Source organism: Amycolatopsis regifaucium (assembly GCF_001613935.1).
GTDB classification, from domain to species: domain Bacteria; phylum Actinomycetota; class Actinomycetes; order Mycobacteriales; family Pseudonocardiaceae; genus Amycolatopsis; species Amycolatopsis regifaucium.
Map to the genome: position 1 here is coordinate 162,235 of NZ_LQCI01000009.1, position 21,937 is coordinate 184,171.

At 67.0% G+C, this 21,937-nt stretch carries 15 protein-coding genes; 3 read left to right on the top strand and 12 right to left on the bottom strand.

All coding sequences use genetic code 11. The features are described from left to right. Positions 1-11 precede the first annotated feature (11 nt). The 5 genes from AVL48_RS10695 to AVL48_RS10715 form a co-directional block, all read right to left on the bottom strand. Positions 12-827: a hypothetical protein gene (locus tag AVL48_RS10695; protein ID WP_061982639.1), complete on the bottom strand. Its 816-nt coding sequence runs from the start codon at positions 825-827 to the stop codon at positions 12-14. Positions 828-843: 16 nt separating this feature from the next. Next, positions 844-1,128 carry an acyl carrier protein gene (locus AVL48_RS10700; protein ID WP_061982638.1) on the bottom strand — a complete coding sequence of 95 codons (285 nt, stop codon included), beginning with the start codon at positions 1,126-1,128 and terminating at the stop codon, positions 844-846. 32 nt (positions 1,129-1,160) lie between these two features. After that, on the bottom strand, positions 1,161-2,885 hold the full coding sequence (locus tag AVL48_RS10705; RefSeq protein WP_061982637.1) for a fatty acyl-AMP ligase: 1,725 nt from the start codon (positions 2,883-2,885) through the stop codon (positions 1,161-1,163). A 77-nt stretch (positions 2,886-2,962) separates the two neighbouring features. After that, a complete protein-coding gene (locus AVL48_RS10710) occupies positions 2,963-3,757 on the bottom strand; it encodes a hypothetical protein (RefSeq protein ID WP_061982636.1) in 795 nt (264 codons plus the stop codon). 72 nt (positions 3,758-3,829) lie between these two features. Then, positions 3,830-4,615: a hypothetical protein gene (locus AVL48_RS10715; protein ID WP_061982635.1), complete on the bottom strand. Its 786-nt coding sequence runs from the start codon at positions 4,613-4,615 to the stop codon at positions 3,830-3,832. A gap of 1,374 nt (positions 4,616-5,989) precedes the next feature. On the opposite strand from AVL48_RS10715, the gene AVL48_RS10720 reads away from it, so the two are divergent. Then, positions 5,990-12,577, top strand: coding sequence for a LamG domain-containing protein (locus tag AVL48_RS10720; RefSeq protein ID WP_061982633.1), 6,588 nt, complete (start codon positions 5,990-5,992; stop codon positions 12,575-12,577). A gap of 91 nt (positions 12,578-12,668) precedes the next feature. Here the strand turns inward: AVL48_RS10720 and AVL48_RS10725 are convergent, their stop codons facing one another. The 6 genes from AVL48_RS10725 to AVL48_RS10750 all read right to left on the bottom strand — a co-directional run bounded on the left by AVL48_RS10725 (position 12,669) and on the right by AVL48_RS10750 (position 19,154). After that, positions 12,669-13,493, bottom strand: a complete 825-nt coding sequence (locus AVL48_RS10725) for an SAM-dependent methyltransferase (RefSeq protein ID WP_061982677.1) — start codon at positions 13,491-13,493, stop codon at positions 12,669-12,671. Between the two features lie 285 nt (positions 13,494-13,778). Then, a complete protein-coding gene (locus tag AVL48_RS10730) occupies positions 13,779-13,955 on the bottom strand; it encodes a hypothetical protein (protein WP_208616261.1) in 177 nt (58 codons plus the stop codon). A gap of 59 nt (positions 13,956-14,014) precedes the next feature. Continuing rightward, positions 14,015-15,772 (bottom strand): ABC transporter ATP-binding protein, encoded by a 1,758-nt coding sequence (locus AVL48_RS10735; protein WP_061982632.1) that lies wholly within the window; start codon positions 15,770-15,772, stop codon positions 14,015-14,017. A gap of 1 nt (position 15,773) precedes the next feature. Next, a complete protein-coding gene (locus tag AVL48_RS10740; protein ID WP_061982631.1) occupies positions 15,774-16,616 on the bottom strand; it encodes an ABC transporter permease in 843 nt (280 codons plus the stop codon). Then, the gene (locus AVL48_RS10745; protein ID WP_061982630.1) at positions 16,613-17,593 is read right to left on the bottom strand and encodes an ABC transporter permease; all 981 of its coding nucleotides are present in this window, start codon (positions 17,591-17,593) and stop codon (positions 16,613-16,615) included. Before AVL48_RS10745 ends, AVL48_RS10740 begins: the two co-directional genes overlap by 4 nt. A gap of 16 nt (positions 17,594-17,609) precedes the next feature. Beyond that, positions 17,610-19,154: an ABC transporter substrate-binding protein gene (locus tag AVL48_RS10750; protein ID WP_061982629.1), complete on the bottom strand. Its 1,545-nt coding sequence runs from the start codon at positions 19,152-19,154 to the stop codon at positions 17,610-17,612. A gap of 189 nt (positions 19,155-19,343) precedes the next feature. On the opposite strand from AVL48_RS10750, the gene AVL48_RS10755 reads away from it, so the two are divergent. Continuing rightward, positions 19,344-19,808: a hypothetical protein gene (locus AVL48_RS10755; protein ID WP_061982628.1), complete on the top strand. Its 465-nt coding sequence runs from the start codon at positions 19,344-19,346 to the stop codon at positions 19,806-19,808. Positions 19,809-19,847: 39 nt separating this feature from the next. Here AVL48_RS10755 and AVL48_RS10760 read toward each other — a convergent pair whose 3' ends face one another. After that, positions 19,848-20,882, bottom strand: coding sequence for a LacI family DNA-binding transcriptional regulator (locus AVL48_RS10760; protein WP_061982627.1), 1,035 nt, complete (start codon positions 20,880-20,882; stop codon positions 19,848-19,850). Positions 20,883-21,316: 434 nt separating this feature from the next. On the opposite strand from AVL48_RS10760, the gene AVL48_RS10765 reads away from it, so the two are divergent. Next, positions 21,317-21,775 carry a ricin-type beta-trefoil lectin domain protein gene (locus AVL48_RS10765; RefSeq protein ID WP_061982626.1) on the top strand — a complete coding sequence of 153 codons (459 nt, stop codon included), beginning with the start codon at positions 21,317-21,319 and terminating at the stop codon, positions 21,773-21,775. Positions 21,776-21,937 lie beyond the last annotated feature (162 nt).

Below are 21,937 nucleotides of genomic sequence, written 5' to 3' on the forward strand. Positions count from 1 at the left end.
AGCAGAGCGATTCAGCTACCCCAGGCTGGACTGGTGTTGGGTGGGTAGGCTGAGCTGGATGCCCTGTGCACCCAGTCGTTCACGTCCTGACCGTCCCATTCCAGCAGTGTCCCGGCGTTACGGACACACTTGGCGTAGTCGAGGCTCCCGAAAAGGCGGCTGACGGTGATCTGCTGATTGAGCTGCTGGTACCCCTTGCCTGTCTCGTACTTCATCCGCACCGTGGTCCGGAGCAGCCCGAGTCGCAGATCCCCGTTCACCACGGTGAGGACTCCCTGCTGCACGTTGCTGTTCTTCTCCTCCCGTCCCTTGTTCTCGACCGCGAGCTGGCCGATCTTCTTGAGGGAGTTGATGATGCCCGTGAGCGCGTCCGTCGTCACCAGCCCTCCGACCAGGTCGGTCACCGCCGAGATGGCAGGCGACAGGGAAAGCGACGAGATGGACACACTGCGGCTGTCGCTGATGACATTGGCGAGGAACGGCATCGTCTTGAACTGGTTTTCGAAGAGGATCCACGAGATGAGGCCGAACAACGTGGACGACTGATCGAAGGCGGCCGACTCTTCGGTCTTGCGCAGGATGGTGGCGGCCACGGACTGCCATGAGCCGAAGGACACCAACGGACCCAGGCCGGGCAGCTCACTGCCGTCCCCCTTGCAGGTATTGCCGACCTCTGTCTCCTGGTCGCTGTCGCCGCGTTCGCGGCCGTCGGTGCCCAACAGCTCGAACTGCGCCAGCACTTCCCGCGGGGGCGCCTGCCTGCCCTCCGCCCACATGGCGATCTCCACGGCTTCCCGCCGCGACTGCTCTTGAAGCAGGGTCTTCACGGTCGCCCTCCGGTACTCAGGACGTACTCGCGGCGTACTGCTCGCGCGAAGCGCAGATCAATCGCTCGATGTCCCGCACCGTCTGCACCTGAGGGATCGCCTCGAAGCCCAGATTGACCCGGAAGCCCAGCTCGACCTGGCCCAACAGGCGGAGGAGCTTCAGGGAGTCGACCCCCGGCAGCTCTCTCACCATGGTGGTGTCTTCGATCTCCTCGGGACACTCCGCGCCGCCGAGGTCCAGCGTCTCGCGGATCAGCGAGTGCAGCCGCGCTCGTTCTCGGCCGGTCAGACAGGTGTTCATGGCTACTCCTCGTTGCCCTGTAGGGATGGTGTTCAGCTCGCCTGAGGGAACGCCCCATCGTGGAGAGTTCCGTCGAGGTACTGCTGCCGTGTCTTGTGCCGCTTCACCTTGCCGCTGGAGGTCTTGGGCAGCTCTCCCGGCATCAGCAGGAGGATCTCCGCCACGGACAGCGACAGCTTCGCCTGGATGTGACCGCGGACCTGCCGCGCCACCGCGGCGGCGTCCCCTTCCCGGAACTCGGCGACGATCACCACCTCTTCGGTGGCCGGGCCTGGCCGGGTGAAGGCCACGACGTTGCCCTTGCGCAGGCCGGGGACCTCGGCCGCCGCCCACTCCACCGTCTGAGGATCGTGCTTGCGCCCATTGATGATCAGCACATCCTTCTTGCGGCTCGTCACGTAGAGGAGGCCTTCCGCCAGGTATCCGCAGTCCCCCGTGCGCAGGCCCTGCGCGGTGAAGCTCCGCCGGGTCGCCTCCACGTCACCGTGGTAGCCCGCGGCTACGCTCGGCCCCTGGAAGACCACCTCGCCGATGTGCCGATCCGGGAGCGGGTTCCCCTCCTCATCCACGATGAGGATTCGGTGCCCCGCGATGGGGCGTCCGCAGGAAACAAACGCCACCTGGGACCCGGGGGCCTCCGCCTTCGAAGCGGGCCAAGCGAGACCGCTCGCGTGGTAGGGCTCTTTCTGGATCACATCCAGGGCGAACGGAACTCCGCTCTCCCCCAGCGAGATCGCGAGCGTCGCCTCCGCCATGCCGTAACACGGCGACACCGCTCCTGGCCGCAGCCCCGCCCTCGCGAAGTGTGCCCCGAAGGAACGCAATGTCTCCGGATGGTTGGGCTCGGCACCGCAGCCCACGATCCGCAAGCAGGACAGGTCCAGCCGCTGGAGCTCCTCCACCGGGGTGTGCTTGACGGCCAGCGCCAAGCCGAAGTTGGGCGCGAAGGTCACGGTCGCACGGTGGCGGCTCACCGTTTCCAGCCAGGTCCTCGGTGAAAGTGCGAAACGCAGCGTCGGGAGGAAGGTCACCGGGCAGCGCGCGATCAGCGGCGCCAGCACGAAACCGACCAGCCCCATGTCGTGATACAGGGGCAACCAGCTCACACCCCGGTCTCGCGCGCGATCGAGGCGCAGGGCGCTGATGATGGCCGCGCAGTTGGCGAGCACGCCGGCGTGCGTGACCCGTACTCCCTTGGGGGCCGCGGTGCTCCCCGAGGTGAACTGCAAGAACATCACATCCTCCGCGAGGATCGCCTCGGGCCGGGGCACACTCCCCACGAGGGGCTCGGCGAAGAACTCCTCCGGGACGAGGAGCCGCAGACCCTCGACCGACTGGAGGACTGGGGCGAGCAGGTCCGCCAGGCTGGAGGGCGCCAAGACCGCGCGGGCTCCCGCCGCGCGGAGGATGTGGGCGGCGTCCTCGCAGTACGCCTCGAACTTGCCGAAGCCCAAGGGCGGGTACAGAGGTACCGGGACGACGCCCACCGAGACCGCGCCCAGGAAGGTGAAAACGAACTCCCGCTCCTCGGGGATGATGAGCGCGATGCGCTCTCCCTTGCGCAAGCCGCTTCCGAGCAGCCGACGTCCCCGGTGCAGCGCCTCGCGTGACAACTCCGCCCAGCTCACGAAGTGCTCTCGCCCGTCCTGGTTTATGAACGTGTAGCCGCTGTCCGAGTGACGGAGGTTTTCGGTAAGGACCTGGGTGAAGGTCAAGCCCGTCGCTCCCTTGGCGGACAGCAATTCTTCGGAGAACATGAGACCTGCCGGAGTAGGGGGTCCCGGGGGCCACCGCCCCCGGGAGCCAGGTGAATGGGAAAAGACGCCGAACCGCCTCAGTTGTTCCAGGCGGGACTTTGGTTCGGCGGCTTCGGGGCGCTCGCCGTCTCGTTCTCCCACTCTTCCACGTCCTTGCCATCCCACTTGAGCAGCGTCTCGGCGTTGCGCTTGCACTTTTCGAAGTCGAGTACGCCGTAACCCCGGTAGACCTTGAGAGTCTGCTGGAGCTGCTCGTATCCCTTGCCGGACTTGTACTCCATCTCCACCTCGGTCCGGACGGCTCCGAGGTAGAGATTCTGGTTGTGGCGCGACAGGACCCCGACCTGCTGGTTGGAGTTCTTCTGCTTCTGCCCTTCGTTCTCGAGCGCCAGCGTGGCGATCTTTTTGATGGTCGTCACGATGCCTTGGAAGTTTTCCGGCGTCATGATGTTCTCGACCAGGTCCGACACCGCGTTGACCCCCTTCTCCAGGGATATCTTGCTGATCGACGCATTGCGGTTGTCATAGGTGTAGGTCAGAAAGAACGGAATCGTGGAGAACTTGTAGAGGAAGTTGTTCCAAGCGACCGGATCGAAGTTCGCGCTTCCCGGGTTGAACTTGCTGAGAGTCACGGACTTGTGCACGATGGTGCTGGCGACGGACTCCCACGACCCGAATTTCGACAGGGGCCCGAGATCCGGCAGAGAGCTGCCGTCTCCTCCTGCCTTGTTGCCCACCGCCTGGTCGTTGCTGTCGGAGTCGAACCGTGAGCGCACGTCCGCCGCGACGGCCTCCAACTCAGGAAAAGGTGTTTGCCACAGCGCGACTTCCAGGGCTTCGCGGTCAACCTGGGACTGACTGATGGCGGACATGAATACTCCTTGTCTACGGGTGAAATGCTGCACAGGGAAAGAGAACGAGGTGTGGCGAGAAGACCCGGCTGGTCAAGCCGGACTGCCGTCGGGTTTCACGGCGTAGCTGCTCGTGTCCCTGACCCAGGCATTCACGTGGGTGCCCCACGTGAGCAGCGTGTTGGCGTTACGAAGGCATCTTTCGAAGTCGAGCGCGCCGTAGCCGCGGTAGATGGTGAGGGTCTGCGGCGGCGGATCGTATCCTCCTTTGTCCTGGTTGTACTGCATCACCGAGGCGGTCCGGACGAATCCGAGGTAGAGCCCGCCGTCATGGCGCGACAGGATGCCGAGCTGCTGATTGCTGACTTTCTCCGGCTCGGTTTTGTTCCGGACCGTCGTCGCGGCCATCTTCTGGATGGTCGTCTTGACGTCATCGAAGTTCTGCGGATTCAGGAAATTCTGCACCAGGTCCGACACCGCGTCGATGATGATGTCAAGGGAAGGTGCGGAAAGGGAAACATTGCGGTTGTCGTACGTGTACGACAGAAAGAACGGAATCGTGGCCGCCTTTTTGAGGTAGTTGTCCCAGGCGACCGGGTCGAAGGTCAGGCTCCCCGGGTCGAAGCCGCTCATGACCGCCGTCTTGAACAGCAGCGTGCTGGCCACGTTCTCCCACGAGCCGAAGCTCGACAGCGGTCCCAGGTCGGGCAGTTCGCTGCCGTGTTGCAGGGCAACGTTGCCGACCACCTGCTCCTGACTCTGGGAGTTCAACTGCGAGAGCATGGACATCGCGGCGGTGTCCGGTTCCGAAAAAAGCGTCTGCCACAACGCGATTTCCACGACCTCTCGGTGCGATTGGGGCTGGCTGATGCCGGACATGACTACTCCTTGCATTCAGGTGAGGTGCCATACCGCGAGCTGAGACGAAGTCACTGCCCGATCAGGTCATCGCACGAGCCGATGAGCTGTCGCGACTTCGATGAAGGCAAAGACCGTGACAGCCCGTCAGCGCGCATACGATCGTCGTAGATTTTGGCGTCGAGAGCTTCGCGCATCGAATTGTCCGGACCCTGGGACGGCGGAATCACACCGGAACTGTGACACGTTCACTGGGTCGAAGCCGTTCCCCGGCAGAGAAGCCGTATTCGCTGCACCGGTTCCGCCCGGCAGCGTCAACGGTGATTCCGGGCGACTGCCGCTTTCTTGCTCTGGGCCTCGCCGTCAAGGGGTTGTACAGCACAAAAGTCTCCGTCCGCTTCGTGTGTCGTGCGTGCTGCCTCTACTGTCCCGAATCGGCCGGGGTGACCGTCAAGGCCACAACCGAGGGGTCGGAGATCACCCTCTGTCCATTACGTGGTGACCTCACTCACCTGGTATTGGTCGCCGTCGCACCAACGCCGCAACGCGAAGCCGGAATCGAGACCTTTGACGCGGCACAGGCGCGGATACTTGCCGTGGAAGTACGCACTCGTGGCACGGGTCCGGGTGGGAATCCGCTTTCCGGTCATCAACGAGCGCGCCGAACCAGCGGAAGGTGTACTCGACGTCGAATCGTCGCAGGAACGCTTGGCAGAGAAGGTCTGACTCAGCTGTATCGAGATTGATACCTGAATGACAGAGCCAGACCCGTGCGGGATGGCTCCGGATGGCGGCCGATCAACCTCTCGGGGCGGCTCACGGTTCCCTCGATGATGAGGAGTTTCCGGGCCAGGCGTGGGTGCAACCGGTTCCAAGCGCAAGCCAGTGCGACCACGGCCTGGTCGACCGGACCGACCAGACTTGTCTTCGGCGCCGAACCGCCCCGTGCACGGAGCGCGCCCCTGCTCGCCAACGAAGTGAAATCGGCCGCCGCCTCCTGCATGACCGGCACAACGCGACCAGAATCACCGACACGACTGCTCTCCCCCGGTAAAGAGCAGCACCCCAACCTCACCGGCGGCCCAACCGGCCCACGGCATCCGGTCACTGGATGCGTGCCACGCCGGCCAAGCGCAGCCACGCCGAACCCGGCTCGACCATCGGCGCCGTCCTGGTCGTTCACGGCGGCACGGTCTACCGGCTTCAGGAGAACCGACCTCCGCGCTGAATTCCGGAGGAACACACTGTCGGAAAGCCATCGTCCCGAACAGGCTCACCAACCGCCGTCCGGAAAAACGGTGCGTCACCTTCTTTCACTATTCCAGGGGGATGCCCGAATGCTCCTGCCTCAATAACATGAAAGGTCGCCAACGTTTCCCCGAGTGAGGGACAGCTATGACGATCTCGGAACAAAACTGGCCCTCGACCGACTGCAACGGTATTACGCTGGTCGATCCCGTCGGTCTCACCCTCGCCGGAACAGTGGTGCTACTCGCCCGGAAAGCCGGCACGGCGGTCGATTCGCTGTACTACAACGTGCGTGTCTCCGGGGCGGATCCTGGCGTTCCCCAGGAATGGGCGGGCTGGAACGAGCTGCGGCTCACCGGGAAAACCGCCGGGTCGGCGGATGACCGTCCACTGTTGCGGATCGCCGGCATGGACCTGATCACCGTCGATTCGGCCGCCGCTGCTCCGAAGCCCGCGGATGCGCCTTTCCGGGCGGTCACCGACGGCAGGTACATCTCGTGCTTCCGCCAGTCCGCCTCCGGCACTCTCTACGTGGATCGCTTCGCGCTCGTGCGGACTCCGCCACAGCAGACCAGCGGCTCGCGTGACGGTGAGATCCAAGGCGAATGGCGGATGGAGCGGGTGTGGGAGGTGCGGTACCGGCGCAGTGAGCGCCGCGACGCGCCGGCGGGCCCTGGCGACGAACTCGGCTTCCGCAACATGATCGACGAGCCGTTCCCGGAGCCCACCATCGAACTGTCGGCGCTGTCCGGTATCACCGGCGGCCGGTTCGACGTCGTCCTCGCGCCCACTTCGGACGCCGATGTCCGCCGCTGGCACATCATCGCCGTCACCGGCGAAATCCTCACCTTCGTCTCGTATCCGCAGGACGGCACGGGCGGCATCGAGGTCGATCCGGCGCTGGCACGTACTTTCACGATCACCCCGACGCTCTGGAATTCGGGAAAGAGCACCCCGTTGACCCCGGCCGCCGGTGTCGGCGCGAGCCTGTACGCCGAGCTGGAAAGGACGGGCGCGGAGCCGAGTCTGCCGTCTAGCCTGCGCAGGGCCGTCCGCCTGTGCGTCACCGTCCCGGTCGCCAACGCCGGGGCCAGGCTGCCAGGAGCACTGGCGGTCTACGATTTCGGCGTGCTGCCGGACGGGACCATCCCGATGTTCCCGGCGGGGATCGGCTGTGTGCTGATCGACGGCACGCTGAACGGCGGCGGTTTCACCCCGGGCACCGGCGACCACCCCGTCCCCGCCAAGGCGGTGCGCTCGGCCGGTGCCGGCACGGTGAGCGCGGTCCTGCTGGGCACACCGAGACCGGCCGCCGCACCCGCCGTCCTCGACAGTGCCGACGGGCTGGTGCACTGCTACTTCCCCCAGCCGTCCAGCCCGGCGGGGACCGAAGCTTTCGCGGTCGCCCAGTACGACCCCACGGTGACCAGGACCCGGCTCACGATGCCCTGGAACGCCGACGACCAGACCGGCACGTTCACGTTGATCGCCCGGCGCAGTGGCAGCACGTTCGACGACGTCGCGGCGACCGTGGCGCCCTGCGTCCGTGACGGCGTCACCGCGTCCGACCTCTGCGACGTGACGATCGACTACGGCACCGCCGCCGGCCTGCCGCACGAGAACTGGGGCGGTGTCCCGCGAGACGTCCGGACCATGGTCTCGGTCCTCAACGGTGCGTTCTCCGACGACCCCGCCGACAAAGCGGTCCTGTCCGGCACCCGGCCGTACTACGACTTCCTGGGCCACCAGCCGTCGGTACGGTTGCCCCTGGCATCGGCCGGCAGGCTCGTGCTGATCTCCCACCGTCCCGACATGCCGCTCTCGCGGGTCGAGGTCACCGCCGCGGCGAACGGGACGGTGGATCTGATCATGCGCTACACCTCCGACACCGGTGTCACCGCGGTGCAGACCTGGCGAGCGGTGCCGGCAGGCACCGTCAACGCGGTGCCGGTCCTCAACGGTGACGCGGATCCGGCGACCTACCCCTATCACCAGGCCGACGCCGACACACCCGTCTACGCGTTGAGCACCGGCGGTGGCAGCATCTTGCTCTTCGGCAAGACGACCGGGAACCCGTCGCTGACGGTCTCACCGGCGGACGGCGATCCGGCGCACTGCACCGTTTCCCTCGTCACTGGCGGACGGCCCGCCGTGAAACTCGAGAACGTACCCCGTGAGCAGGCGGGTTTCGTCGCCCGGTTGCGTGCCTGGAGCGCGGCCGACGCGGTGTTCGGCCACATCTCAGCCGATCCGAAACCCGGGCCTGTCGCCGACCAGACCTTCACCACTCCCCTGGATCTGCGCGGTGGCTCGGTGCTGTTCGACGTGCTCCAACCGGCCGACGTGGGAGATCTCGCCGCCGGGCAGGTCGACGCGGCGAGCTGGCAGGGACGGTCGCTGACCCCGGCACCGCCGGACGGCACCGTCGGCCGGGCGATGATCGCGATGACCGCGCTCCCGCCGGAAAGTCCCCTGTTCGGCCGGGCACCGCGGGCGGTGGACGGCACGAGTACCCGGACGGTGACCGGCGACAACGGCAAGTGGCTGGCCGCGCATCAGGCGAAAGCGCTCACGCTGAACGGCCGCCAGGCGATGAGCGTCGCACTCACCAACACCCAGCTGGCGCCGCGACCGGCTTGGACCATGGAGTCCTGGATCCGGCCGGAAGGCAGCGACCCGGCCACGGTGATCACCTACGACAACGGGCCGGCGAAGGGGCTGGGCGAACTTACGCCGACCTACTATCTCGGCGTCGCCGGCCTGCCCACAGTGCGCTTCGACGCCTTCACCCAGAAGAAGAACACCCCAAGCTCCTACCTCGCGGTGCCGTCGAACCCCGCGTTCACGCCCGGCCCCACCGGCTTCACCTGGGAGGCGTGGATCAAACCGGACTCGAAGCCGTGTCCCAAGGCGAACCGGCTCGGCAGCGTCCTGCAGGTCTGCGACGCGAAGAGCAAAAGCACCCCGCTGCTCAATCTCGGTCTCGACGTCGGGCGCCACCTCTCGCTGGGCTACCGGCCGCAAAGCCACGAGCCGAAGTCGAGTTACCTCACCGCGGGGAATCCCCTGCCCGCCGGTGTCTGGTCGCATGTCGCGGCGACGGGCGCATGGCAGAACGGGACCTGGACGCTGAAGATCTACGTCGGCGCCGTGCTGGTCAACACCGTGCGGAACGTCAAGCTGCAACCACCGTCGAGGTCGACCTCGCCGTCGCTGGCGATCGGCGCGGCGATCGGCCCGCATGTCAGCATGTTCGGCGCGCTGTCGGATGTGCGGCTCTGGTCCTTCGCCAGGACGGCCGCGGAACTGCGCCAGACGAACACCGCCGCGCTGACCGGAAGCGAACCGGGACTGGAGGGCGCCTGGTCCTTGGCCGAGGGGCACACCACCGCCAAGTCGGTCTTCGCCAACCACGCGACCGCGACCGGGTCCGCGCTCGACGCCCAACTGAAGCTCGCCAAATCCCAAGCGGTCGGCTCCAGCGACGACGACCCGTTCCTCGGCATCGTCGCCGGCGTCGGCGGGACGGCGCCAGTGCGAGCCCGCGCGCGCCTGCGTCCCGGCGAGTGGAACCATGTGGCTGTCAGCTATCAGGCGGCCGGTGCCCTGAGACTCAACCTCGCGGGCGCGGGCGCGGCTCCGCCGGCCTACGGCGTCTGCCCCGAACCGGGCGACCTCACGTTCGACGGCCAGTTCAGCATCGACTGCTGGGTGCAGGGGGCGGGCTCCACCGGTCTGCAGCAGACGATCCTCGCGCAGTGGGGAAGATCCGGGAAGGACCAGTCGTTCCGGCTCGCGCTGGACGCCGACGGGAATCCGTTCTGCACGGCTGGATTCGCCGACCCGGCGAGTGGTGACCGGACCCGCCTGACCGTGCGGAGCAGCGCATCCGTCCTGACCGGCCCAGCCGTCCACATCGCCGTGACGCTGACTTCGGCTCAAGTCAAGGCGGGCCTGCGGTGCACGCTCACGATCTACGTCAACGGTTTCGAGAACGGAACGGCACAGACGACACTGAGTGGCGCGAAAACCGTGACGTCCGTCGATTCCTCGGCACCACTGACCCTTGGCATCGGCACTCCGCCGTCGAAGGCGGGCCCGGTGGCCTGGGAAGCGCAAGCGCGCTTCACCGGCGCCTTGGGCGGGCTGCGATTCTGGTCGGTAGGCCTGTCCGCGGCCCAGGTGCGATCGGTACTGCGGCGCAATCAAGCCGCCGACACCGACCACGGCGTGGTTTCGGCGTGGTGGTTCACCGAAGGTTCCGGCAATGTCGCCGCGGATTCGGTGAACGACAACGACTTCCTGCTCACCGACACGGATCTGTGGGGTGTGCTGCAGAACGTCGGCCGGTACCGGTGCTACCACGACGGCCTGCCGATCGGGGCGGTGCTGCCCGCCGGCGAAGTCGACGGCTATCTCGGGTACCACCAGTGCACCTTCGGCGCCTACCGACAGAGCACGGGACAGTTCCAGGACACCCTCACCGGATCGCTGGCCGAGGTACGGATCTGGCGCTCCGTGCGCACCCGCTCCCAGATCACGTCCACCCTGTTCCGGAACCTGAAGGGCGACGAGACCGACCTGGCAGGCTACTGGTCCCTGGACGACACCAGCGCGGACCTGACCGGCCGGGGCGCGAACGGGCGTCTCGTCGGCTCGCCCGGCTATGTCGCCTCCACCGCTCCTGTCGCGAACGAGGGTCCTCAGCTCACCAACGTCTACCAAGGTCCGCGGACCCGGTTCCAGCGCCCGCTTTCCGGCAAGGCCGCGGTCGTCGAATACCCGGAGATGGAGACCCACGGGGACGGCACGCCCTACGCGGTGATGCGTCGTGCCTATTTCTTCGAAGACACCGCGCTCACGTTGTCCACCGGCTACGGCATGGGCGAGACGGATCTGGTGTACCTGGGCCAGATCCAGACCCGGCCCACGCTGATCGGGTACATCGAGGGCGCGCCGCCGGTGCCCAGCGAGAACCTGTCCCGCCCGCTCTACGACAGCCCGTTCGGCTACAACTCCTATCAGGACGCGTCCACGATCACCGTCCGGTCCGAGGAGAGCACGTCGGTCAAGTTCACGTCGTCGGACTACAAAACCGCGGTGGAAATGGAGATCGACACGAAAGCCGGGGTCGCCGCGAAATGGGCGGACAGCGCGTCCGTGCTGGCGTGGACCCATCTGCTCACCGCCGGTACCGGGAAGATCGGCGCCCGGCACAAGTCGAACCTGGAAATCGCCCGCCAGCGGGACGAAACGTACCTCTCCGCGTGGACCCGCACCACGACGGACACCTTGGGACTGCGGGGGATGTGGGAACAGGCGCGGCCGGACCGGTCGGATTACCTCAACCCGGTGGTCGGCCGCCGCTACCAGCCGCTGAACTTCGGGTACGCCCTCGTCGAGTCGATGACGGCCGACCTGTACGCGATGCGGCTGCACTCCACCGGGGCGATGGTCGGCAAGATGGTGCTGCCCGATCCGGACATCCCGCCCGACCGCAACATCATCACCTTCCAGATCGACCCGCGGTACGTGAAGAACGGGACGCTGGACGGGAAGGTCGGCCTGGTCAACGACCCCGACTACCCGCGCGCCGACGTCGCCAGAGGCAGCTACTTCAAACCGGACGAGGCCTACCGGCTGGCCGCGAAGATAGCGAAGTCCGACGCGGCCATGCGAAGCAGGTACAACCAGTTCAAGGCGGCGAGCCTCGGCGAGAAGGGCAGCGCCGACCTGGACGGGATCAAGGACAAGCAGTTCTACGACTTCGGCAGGAATGTCCCGACCCGCGGTATCGCCAACCGGTACGTCTGGACGGCGTCCGGCGGCCTGCACACCGAAACCGAGCAGTTCTCCGCCGCCCACGAACGCGTCTACACCGGATTCAGCGACTACACGCACCTGACCGGCCTCACCGGAGAGGTCACCTTCACCGCCCAATACGGTCTGTACGGCGCGATCGACGCGTTGTTCGGCGGACACGTCAAAGTCCAGGTCGGCAAGTCGGAGAACGAGTCGCGAGACTTGTCACTGGCGGTGACCTGCCCTGGCGATCCGATGCTGCAGGGCTACCACGCGGAGACCGGCTACACCCCGGATTACTGCCCCGGCAAGGTCGACGCCTACCGGTTCATGTCGATCTACTTGCCGCCTTCGGCGGACAATGGCGAGACGTTCCACAATCAGGTGATCGACAAGGAATGGCTGACCTCGAGTAGCGACCCGGACGCGGTGGCCCTGCGCAACGTCCAGCTGACCGGGCAGGGCGCGTGGCGGCTGCTGCACCGGGTCACCTACGTCAGCCGGGTACCGCCGCGGTTCGACACCAACCCGGACCAGACGGTCGCCCACGAGCCCGCGCAGGTGATCGACCTGGCCGACAACCCGCTGCTGATCGAACTGGTCGAGGACGAGCTACCCGCCGCGCATCCCTCCCCCGCCGACATCGGGAACGGGGTGGCGAACGTTCTGGCACCGCTGGACGGCCACACGGCATCGAAACTCGGCGATCTCGTGCCGTGGTGGGCGGCGTTCCTCTCCGCGACCCGCCTCGCGAAGCCGGACCCTGCGAAAGTCGCGCTGTTGAACCGTATCCTGACCGACACGGTGGCGTACTTCCAAGCCGGATACGCCTCCGGTTTGCTGCCGCGGCCGGAAACCGCGCGCGGCGGGCATCTCGTGCCGGCGCCACGGACTTCGGAGAGTCAGAGCACATCTGTGCCTGTCAAAGCCTGACAACGCCCGCGAAGCCGCGCGGTTGCGTGGCCGTCCGCTGGTCCTTCATCGTGACTACGAGAGCGGGCCATCCGGGTACTCGAATCCGCGTTCAGGAGGTGCTTGCCACACCGGCCAAGCCGCGCGACCGTGCGGCGTCTTTGCCAGCGCTTGCGGTATCGGGTCGCCATTGGGGCAGCCACACCAGACCCGGCTCCACAAGTTCGAGGTCGCCGAAGAACCCGGCGATCTGCTCGCGTGAGCGCATGATCGCGGTGTGGTTGGTCCGCCGGCCGTACTCCTGCGCCACCCGTTTGCCCGCGTTCTGCGTCTCCACGTCCTCGGGCGCGACGTGAATGTGGGACACGGCCAGGAAACTCCCGGGAGGAAGCATGGCGCGGTGGAAACCGAGCGCGGCGTGCGGGTTCTGCTCGTCGGGCATGAAATGCAACAGAGCCACCAGCAGCAACCCGATCGGCTGTCTCCGGTCGATCAACCCGGTATCCATCACGCGTTCCCACAGCGCACCCTGGTCGAAGAAGTCAGCGTCCAGCGCGGCATGCCGGTTCGGGTCCGCGGTCTCCTCGAGCAAGATCTGCGCGTGCGCCCGGGCGATCGGCTCGTTGTCGATGTACACCACCCGGCATTCACCCGGGGCCACCTCGTCGGCGACCTCGTGAACGTTGCCCTGTGTCGGCAGACCGGAGCCGATGTCCACGAACTGCCGGATCCCCTGTCCGACCATGTACCGCACGGCACGGCCGAGGAACGCCCGGTTCGCGCGGGCGAAGTCCCGGATCTCCGGCAGCACAGCGAGCTGCTTCTCGGCGAAGGCCTGGTCGACGGCGTAATTGTGCGTCCCGCCGAGCAGATAGTCATACACTCGCCCCACCGAGACCTTGTCCACTGACGCAGCCACACGCGCGGCCTCATCCATGCTCATCGGGTACCCCAATATCTTTTCGCAGGTGGAGCATCGAGTACCGGCACACTACCGGTCCGGCACCGGCTTGATGTCCGAATCGCCGCCGCGAGGACTGCTGGAGCTACCTGGCGGGTCCGCCGCGCCGCGCTGCGCACTGGCGCCGAGCACTGAGATCACGCAGTCTTCGACCGGGCCGCCTCCACCGGGAAAGGCGGTCCGACCCCGCAGGCGTCGCACACCGCCGGAGTAGCGGCAACGTTCGTCCGGCAGTGCGACCGAGTTGAGCCCTGGCCGCCGCTAGCCGGGCGGCTGGTCTGCTTGCAGATTCTCGAGGATCGTGGTGGCGGTGCCGGCGAACTGGTCGAGTTCTTCAGGCGTGAGGCGGTCGACGACGAGGCGCCGGACCTCCTGGGCGTGACTGGGCGCAGCTTGCTCGAGTGCGGTGAGACCTTTCGTGGTGATCACGGCTTCCATGCCGCGCGAACCGCATCGTTCCCGGGGTGACCGGGCCTCGCTTGCACATCCGGGCCGGATCACGTCATGAGGGGGACTTCGAGGGTGGCTGCCATCAGGCTCCGGGTGTAGGGATGCGCGGGTTCCGTGAGTACGGACTCGGTCGTGCCAGACTCCACGACCCGGCCCTGGCTGAGCACCACGACCTGGTCGGTGATGCTTCGGACCACCGCCAGGTCGTGGGTCACGAAAATCACGGACAGGCCGTCGCTCAGCAGGGAGCGCAGCAGTTCCACGACGGATGCCTGTACCGACACGTCGAGTGCCGATGTCACCTCGTCGCAGATGAGCAGTTTCGGCTCGCATACCAGGGCACGCGCGATCGCGACACGCTGGCGTTGCCCTCCGGACAGTTCGGCCGGAGAGTGCCCGGCGAACCGCGCCGGTATCTCGACTCGTTCGAGCGCTTCACGCACCCGCTGTCCCGCCTCGCGCTTGGTCGCGCCGAAATAGTGCCGGAGCGGCACGGCAAGGCTGTTTTCCACGCTGCGACGGGGGTTGAGCGAGCCATAGGGGTTCTGGAAGACGTACTGGACCTCGCGGCGGGTTTCCTTCGTTCGTTCGCCCGCCGTAGGAGGGATCGGGCGCCCTTCGAACGTCAGCGTGCCGCGTTGCTCCTCGTGCAGGCCGACCAGGCAACGCGACATCGTGGTCTTGCCGCTGCCCGACTCGCCGACGACGGCCAGGCATTCGCCCCGCGCCAGACTGAAGGACGCGTCGAAGAGAACCTGCCTGCCGCCGTAGCCCGCGTTCAGCCCGGCTGCCGAGAACACGGCATGGTCGGAAACCGCACGCGGCCCGGCCGCTCGCGGCGGGTTCCGGGGTGCCCGCACCGCCTCGTGCGTCCGCAGGCAACGCACCAGCGTGCCCGATGGCGCGGGCTCGAGATGAGGACGGGTAGACGTGCATTCCGCCGCGGCGTGGCCGCATCGAGGCGCGAAGACGCAGCCGGGCCGGCTTTCGCCGGGGCTGGGGGCGCGTCCGGGGATCGGGACGAGGTGGTGACGGCGGCTCGCGGACGGCACGGCGGCAAGGAGGGCGCGGGTGTACGGATGGGTGGCACGCGTGAGCACGTCGCGGGTGCCACCGCTTTCGACGACCTCGCCGCCGTACATGACGGTCACCTGGTCGGCGACATCGGCCACCACGGCGAGGTCGTGTGACACGTAGATCGCCGCCATGTCGTTGTCACGGCAGAGATCCCGGACCAGTTCGAGTACGCGCGCCTGAGTGGAGACGTCGAGGCCGGTGGTCGGCTCGTCCAACACGATCAGCCGCGGTCCGGCCGCGACCGCCATGGCGATGGCCGCGCGCTGCTGCTGTCCACCGGAGAGCTGGCGAGGACGGCGACCGAGGAACGCGTCGTCACTGGGCAATCGAACGGTGTCGAGCAACCCGCGGACGCGCGAGAGCGCCTCACGCTTGGGTAAACGCAGTCCTTCGGTCAGCTGGGTCGCGAGGCTCAGACTCGGGTTCAGCGCCGTCGCCGGATCTTGCGGGACGTAGGCGACCTTGGCTCCCCGCGTGCGGCGCAGCACCTTTTCCGGCAGCGTGAGCAGGTCGACGCCGTCGATGATCACCCGTCCGCCGGTGATCGTCGCGCCATTCCTGGCGAACCCGAGCAGAGCCAGCGCGAGCGTGCTCTTGCCGGAGCCCGACTCCCCGACCACGCCCATGACCTCACCGCGGCCCAGTTCGAAGCCGATATCTCTGACGATGTCGTCGCCAGTGGCGTCCAGGGAGACCGTGACGCCGGAGATGACCACTTCTTTGCGCATTTCAGACCTTTCCCTCCGTACGGCCGACCGCTCTGGCCACGGACTCGGCGACAAGGTTGCCGCCCAGCGCCATCATGAGGATCAGCGCGATCGGCGCCAGGACCGCCAGCGGAGCGACCGGCAGGCCGTCCTGGTTCTCCCCGACCATCCGGCCCCAGTCGGCCGCGGGTGGCGCGATACCGAACCCGAGATAGCTCAGCGACGCGATCGCCGACACCGCCCAGACCAGCCTCATCCCGGTCTCCACCATGAGCGGCGAGGTCACGCCGGGAAGCACCTCCCGGAGCAGAAGCCGCCGCAGTGGCAACCCGTTGGCTTTCGCCCAGAGCACGTATTCACTGCCGACCACCGGGAGCGCCGCGCCGCGCATCACCCGGGACACACCGGGCACGAACGCCACGCCGACGAGCACGGCGGTCAACAGGGTGCTCCGACCGAGCATGGACACGAACAGCAGGACGAAGATGATCTCCGGAAAACTGAGCAGAACGTCCATGGACCGCATGAGCACCGCGTCCACACCCCCACCGCGGTAGGCGGCGGTGAGGCCGACGACGCAACCGAGGACGACGCCGAGTGCCGCGGCGAGAACCGCCATCCAGGAAAGGGCGAATCCCCCGTTCAACAGGCGGCTCAAGACGTCACGACCGAGAATGTCGGTGCCCAGCAACAACCTCGTGCTCGGCGTCTCCAACGGCGGCCCGACGATGGCGTCCGGGGCGTAGGGGGCGAAGAAGGGTCCGAACGCGACCACGAGCGCGACCATCGCGAGAAGCGTGAGGCCGAGCCGGGCCTGCCCGGTGCGCAGAGCGCGCCCGAGCACCGTGACTTCCCGGGTTCTCATCGCTGCCTCCCCATCACCGCGAGGAGGTCCGCGAGCAGGTTGAAGACGTAGTACGCGGCCGCGAGGATGAGGGTGCCCGCCTGCATCACCGGCAGGTCATGGGAATTGACGGCGCTGACCACCGCTGTGCCGAGGCCGGGGTACGAATAGACGTACTCGACCACGACGACGCCCGTGATCGTCACCGCGGTGACGAGGCTGGCAGCGGGGAGGCTCGCCGCGATCGCGTTGGGAAGCGCGTGGCGGAACAGGATCCGGCGGTCGCTGAGTCCCTTGAGGACCGCCATCTGGACGTACTCGCTGTTCATCGCGTCGATGAACGAAGCCCGGACCAGGCGGCCGAGGTACATCACACCCATGAGCGTGAGCGTGGCGACCGGAAGTACCAGCCGTGCCGGATACCACCACGGCATGTCTCCTGGCGGGATGTCGGATACCCCTGGGAGCACGCCCAGCACCGAGGTGGCGAAGAACGCGATCAGCAGCATTCCCACGACGAACGCGGGCAGTGCCGTGAACAGCGAGGACGCCGCTACGAAAACCCTGTCCAGCGGACTGTCCCGCTTGTGCGCGCTGAAGACACCGATGACCACCGCGAGCGGGAGGATCAGCACCATCGAGAGGAGACCGAGGGTGAACGAGTTGAGCACCCTCGGGCCGATGATGCCCGCGACGGGCTCACCGTTCTGCAGGGAGGTGCCCATTTCGCCGGTGAGCACGCCGGTGAGCCAGTCCCAGTACTGGGTGACGAGTGGCTGATCGAGGCCGAGCCGGAGGCGGAGTTCCGCCACCTGCCCGGCCGTCGCGTCCTTGCCGAGGACGATCCGCGCCACGTCTCCTGGCAGCGCTTGCGTCACGAGGAAAAGCAGCACCGAGACCAGCACGAGAATCAGCATCCCGAGGAGGACTCTGCGCACCAGCCACGCGACCGTCGCGGTGTTCGAATCGGTCGACGACCGTGTTGTCAGATGAGACATGCCATCCCCCTCCGGGTCAGCCTGCGACGGTCACGTTCGTCAGGAAGGTGAGCGAGCGGCCGTTGACGTCCGGCACCAGCCCGCGGACGGTGCCGCGGTGCGGCAGGAGCACGTTGACGAACGCGGGGGTGATCATCGCGCCCTGTTCGTGCTCGATCCTGTGCATCCGGTTCATGATCGAACACTGTTGCTGTTCGGGCGCCACGAAGAGCTCGTCGGCCAGCCGGATGAACTCGCCGTCGTCCCAGTGCGTGGCGTTCCCGACGCGCCCCGGCAGCAGTGACCCGATCACGGTCGGCAGGTAGGGAATCGGGTTGAAGTCGATGAACACCGGCCAGTCAGTCCATTTGGACAGGAACTCCGGCACCGTCGGGACGTCGACGGTGACCTTCACCCCGGCCTTGGCCGCGTTCTCGGCGAACACCTGAGCCAATTCCTGCATGCCGGGCAGCAGACCGTCGGTCGTGATGGCGAACGACAGATTCGGCCTGCCCGCGTCGGCGAGCAGCTTCTTGGCCTGTTCGATGTCCTGCTTGCGTTGCGCGATACCCGGGTCACCGCACTGGGGAGTGCCGCCTTCGTGGTCGTTGGCCACGCGGCCGTACCCGCCCAGCGCGTTGGACACGACCTGGTCGCGGTCGATCAGCAAGCGCAGCGCCTGGCGTACTCGGACGTCGTCGAACGGTGCGACCTTGGTGTTGAAGCCGATCCGCAGCGTGAAATCGCCCTTGCTTTCGAGCACCTGGATGTCGTTCTTGCCCGCGAGAGACTTCGCGATAGCCGGGGTCGCGCCCGATGCCACGTCGACCTGGTCGGACAGCAGCGCGTTCGCCTGTGCCTGCTGGCTCGGGAACTCGATGATGTCCACGACGTCGAGCTTGGGCCTCTCACCCCAATATGCGCCGAATCGCTCCAGTGTGGACTGTCGGCCGGCGGTGAAGGACTTGACGGCGAACGGCCCGGTCCCGATCGGTTTCGCCGGTGCCGAGCCCGCCTTGGTCATCGGGAGCAGGACGTTCGCCCAGATGTCCTTGAACGGTGCGAAGGGTTTGCTCAGTCCTACCCGGACAGTCGTCTTGTCGACCGCCGTGACGGCGTCCGGGTCGACCCGTTCGATGAACGCCAGCCCCTGTGCGGCGTGCGCCGGGTCGCGCAGGTACTTGATGCTGGCCACGACGTCGGCCGAGGTGAACTCGCTCCCGTCGGTGAACTTGACCCCGGGCCGGAGCTTGATCGTCCACTCGGTGCGATCGGCGTTCGGGGTCATGTCCGTGGCCAGCCGCCATTCCACCTTGCCCGCGGGGTCGAGGTGGGTGAGGCCCTCGTAGAGGAGAGCGCTCCGCAGCTCCTGGGTGGGACTCTGCTTGCTCGCATACGGGTTGAGGGTCTCGCCCGGGTCCGTCGCGGCGGCGATGCGCAGCGTCCCGCCCGTTCCGTCCGCGGCCTGCGGTGGCGGAGCACAGCTCGCGAGGGCCGCGGCGAGGAGCACGGCGGCCGGCAGAGCGAGCGAGCGACGTCTCGGCCCGGCAGCGGGCTCGGAGTGAAGAGGACTGCGCGACACTGGGCAACTCCAGTTCCGGGGCGAACGGACTTTTCTAAGCGATTAGACATCTCCATCACCGGCCGGGTTTCGGCCAAGTTCCGCACAGCGTACGACGTGTATCGAGCAAGGGGAAGAGGTCTATCTAAGCGATTAGATAGTTGTTAGCCTCGCTGGCGACCGTCGGGGAAACCACAGGGAGGCACACCCATGAAAAGTCCGTACGAGCGCCTGTTCGTGAGGAAGATGCAGAGCTGCATCGACGACCTCGTGAACGAAGGTGCCGCCGCCGGTGTCGTCGAACCGGACAACGTTGGCCCGGCGCTCGCGCTGATGCGCTCGGAGCAGGTCCCGGAGAGCAAGATCCACCTGACCTACACGTGGATCACCGAGTGCGACACTCCCGTGCACTGGGTCAAGGAGCACGAGCACGACTACGACGAAGTCCTGATCTGGCACGGCAACGACCCGAACGACGTCGACGACCTCGGTGCGGAGATCTACCTCGACATCGAAGGCGTCCGGCACACGATCACCACGAGCGGTTCGGTCTACCTCCCGGCGGGCATCCGCCACTGCCCGCTCGGCTTCAACCGCGTCGACCGCCCGTTCCGGTTCAGCGCGCTGTCGTTGAGCCCGAACTACGCGTCGGACGAGCACGAGCCCGCGCGGTGAGTGGCCGGTCCCGCCGTCACCGCGGCGGGACCGGCGTGGTCACACGCCCGAAGCCGCGTCCACCTGCGAAGTGCCGGCGGCCACGCCGGGCTCGCATCCGCAGGTCACGCCGATGCTGAGCGCGCCGTCCAAGACCACGAACGCCCCTGAATCCGGTTCGTCCAGCGCGTCGAACGCGCGGGCCGCGAGTTCTTCGAGCGGGAGACTGACCGTGGTGAGCGGAAAACTCCCGAGCCGGGCCTCGCGGATCCCGTCGAAGCCCACGACCGCCAGATCCCCCGGTACCCGCAGTCCCAGGCTCGTCGCCGTGCGGATCGCCACGAGCGCCTGCTCGTCGGTCGTGGCGTAGATCGCTTCGGGCCGGTTGTCGCTCTGAAGCACCTGTCGCACCGTCCGGCCCACTTCGACCCGGTCGAAGGAAGTCCGGATGAGCCTGCCCTCGGTGGGCAGGCCCGCGTCGTCCATGGCCTTGCGCCAACCGCCCTCACGGCCGTGCGCCGGGCCCACGGCGATCTCGCCCGCGACGCAGACGATGTCCCGGTGGCCGTGCCAGAGCAGGTGCTCGACGACGAGCTTGGCACCATCGAAGTCGTTGAAGACCACGCTCGGCGAAGCGGCCCCAGGGGCAGCCCATTGCACGTACACCCAGGGCGTTTCGTCGTCCTGCTGTGGTTCCTCGCCGGTCGTCACGAAGATCCCGCGAGGTCGCAGCTCCGAGAACGCCACGCCGTATTCGTCCGCGCGGGATGGGTGATAGCCGGTGTTGCCCAGCAACGTGAGCAGGCCACGGCGACGCCCTTCCGCCTCGACGCACCGCGAAAGCTCGCCGAAGAACGCGTTCGCGGTGTCGGGCACCAACAGGCCGACGAGATTGGACCGGCCACCGCTCAACGCCCCGGCGAGCGGGTTGCGCCGGTAGCCGAGCATCCGCATGGCCTCTTCGACCTTGATCCGAGTCTTCTCCGCGACCGGACGAGGCCCACCGTTGAGCACGTAGCTCACGACCGCCGTCGAAGTCCCCGCGAGGCGGCTGACATCCAGCAGGGTCGGCTTGCGCGTTCTTTTTCCTCCCACGCTCCTGCTCCCTGGTGTCACGCCGGGAAACCCGGTTGTCACCGCCAGCCTAGAACACGTGGGCGGGTGGCGTTCGCCGCCGGCATGCCCGCGATTCGGCCCCGGAAGTGTAAGCGAGCGTCGGACCGGCTCGAACTCGCGTGCGCACGAAGCCGAGGAGTAGGTGATCGTTGGCCCCCGCTCTCGCCGGTGCGGGTGGCCACCCCCTCATCAGCTCAAGGTTTCGATGCCGGCGCTGGGACAATCGATCATCCTGCCGTCGTGGCCCGAATCCGCCGTCACCGGCCAAGGCATGGGTTACGGAGAGTGCTCGCGCCCGGGATTCGCTCAAACGGTGGGTGGTTCGGCTTCTCGATGGTGTTGATCGCGCGCCGGGATGAAGCCGGGCGAGTTGTACTGGCATGCGCCGAAAACCTCGAGAACAAGGAGAGCTCATGTTGGTGCGTACCGCGTTCACCGCCCTGCTGGCCGCCGCCGCTGCCGGAGCACTGATCGTGCCATCCGCCGCCGCGGACGAACCGCCCGATTACGTGATCGAGTCGGCGAACGGTACGGAGCGAGTGTGGCAGCAGACGTGGTGGGACGGCGAGCCCACCATCACCAGCGATTTCCGTGGCAGCGACAACCAGCACTGGATTTTCTGGGACAACCGGACGATCCAGAACACGGGAACCGACCTGTGCGCCAATGCTCACTACGGCCGGATCATCGGCGCGGACTGCAACGGCGACGACCCAGGGCAGCGGTGGCGCGTCCTCGGAGAGCACAACCAGAAACAGCTTCGGAACGACGAAACCGGCCTCTGCGCGACCTATGAGGGCCGTGACGACCAGTTGAGCCTGCACACCTGCGACGGCGGCCGTCTCAACCAGCGTTGGTACCTCAACATCTGAGCAGCTTGAGGCCTTCGTTCTCAACTCCATCATCGAACAGTCCGGGTTGACACTTTCAGGGCGGCCGGGGCGCTGCATGGTCAGCGCCCCGGCCACGGCCCGGCGGTCGTGGAACTCACCACCGAAGCCATTCGGCTCACCCGCCAGCCGCACGAGCCCCGC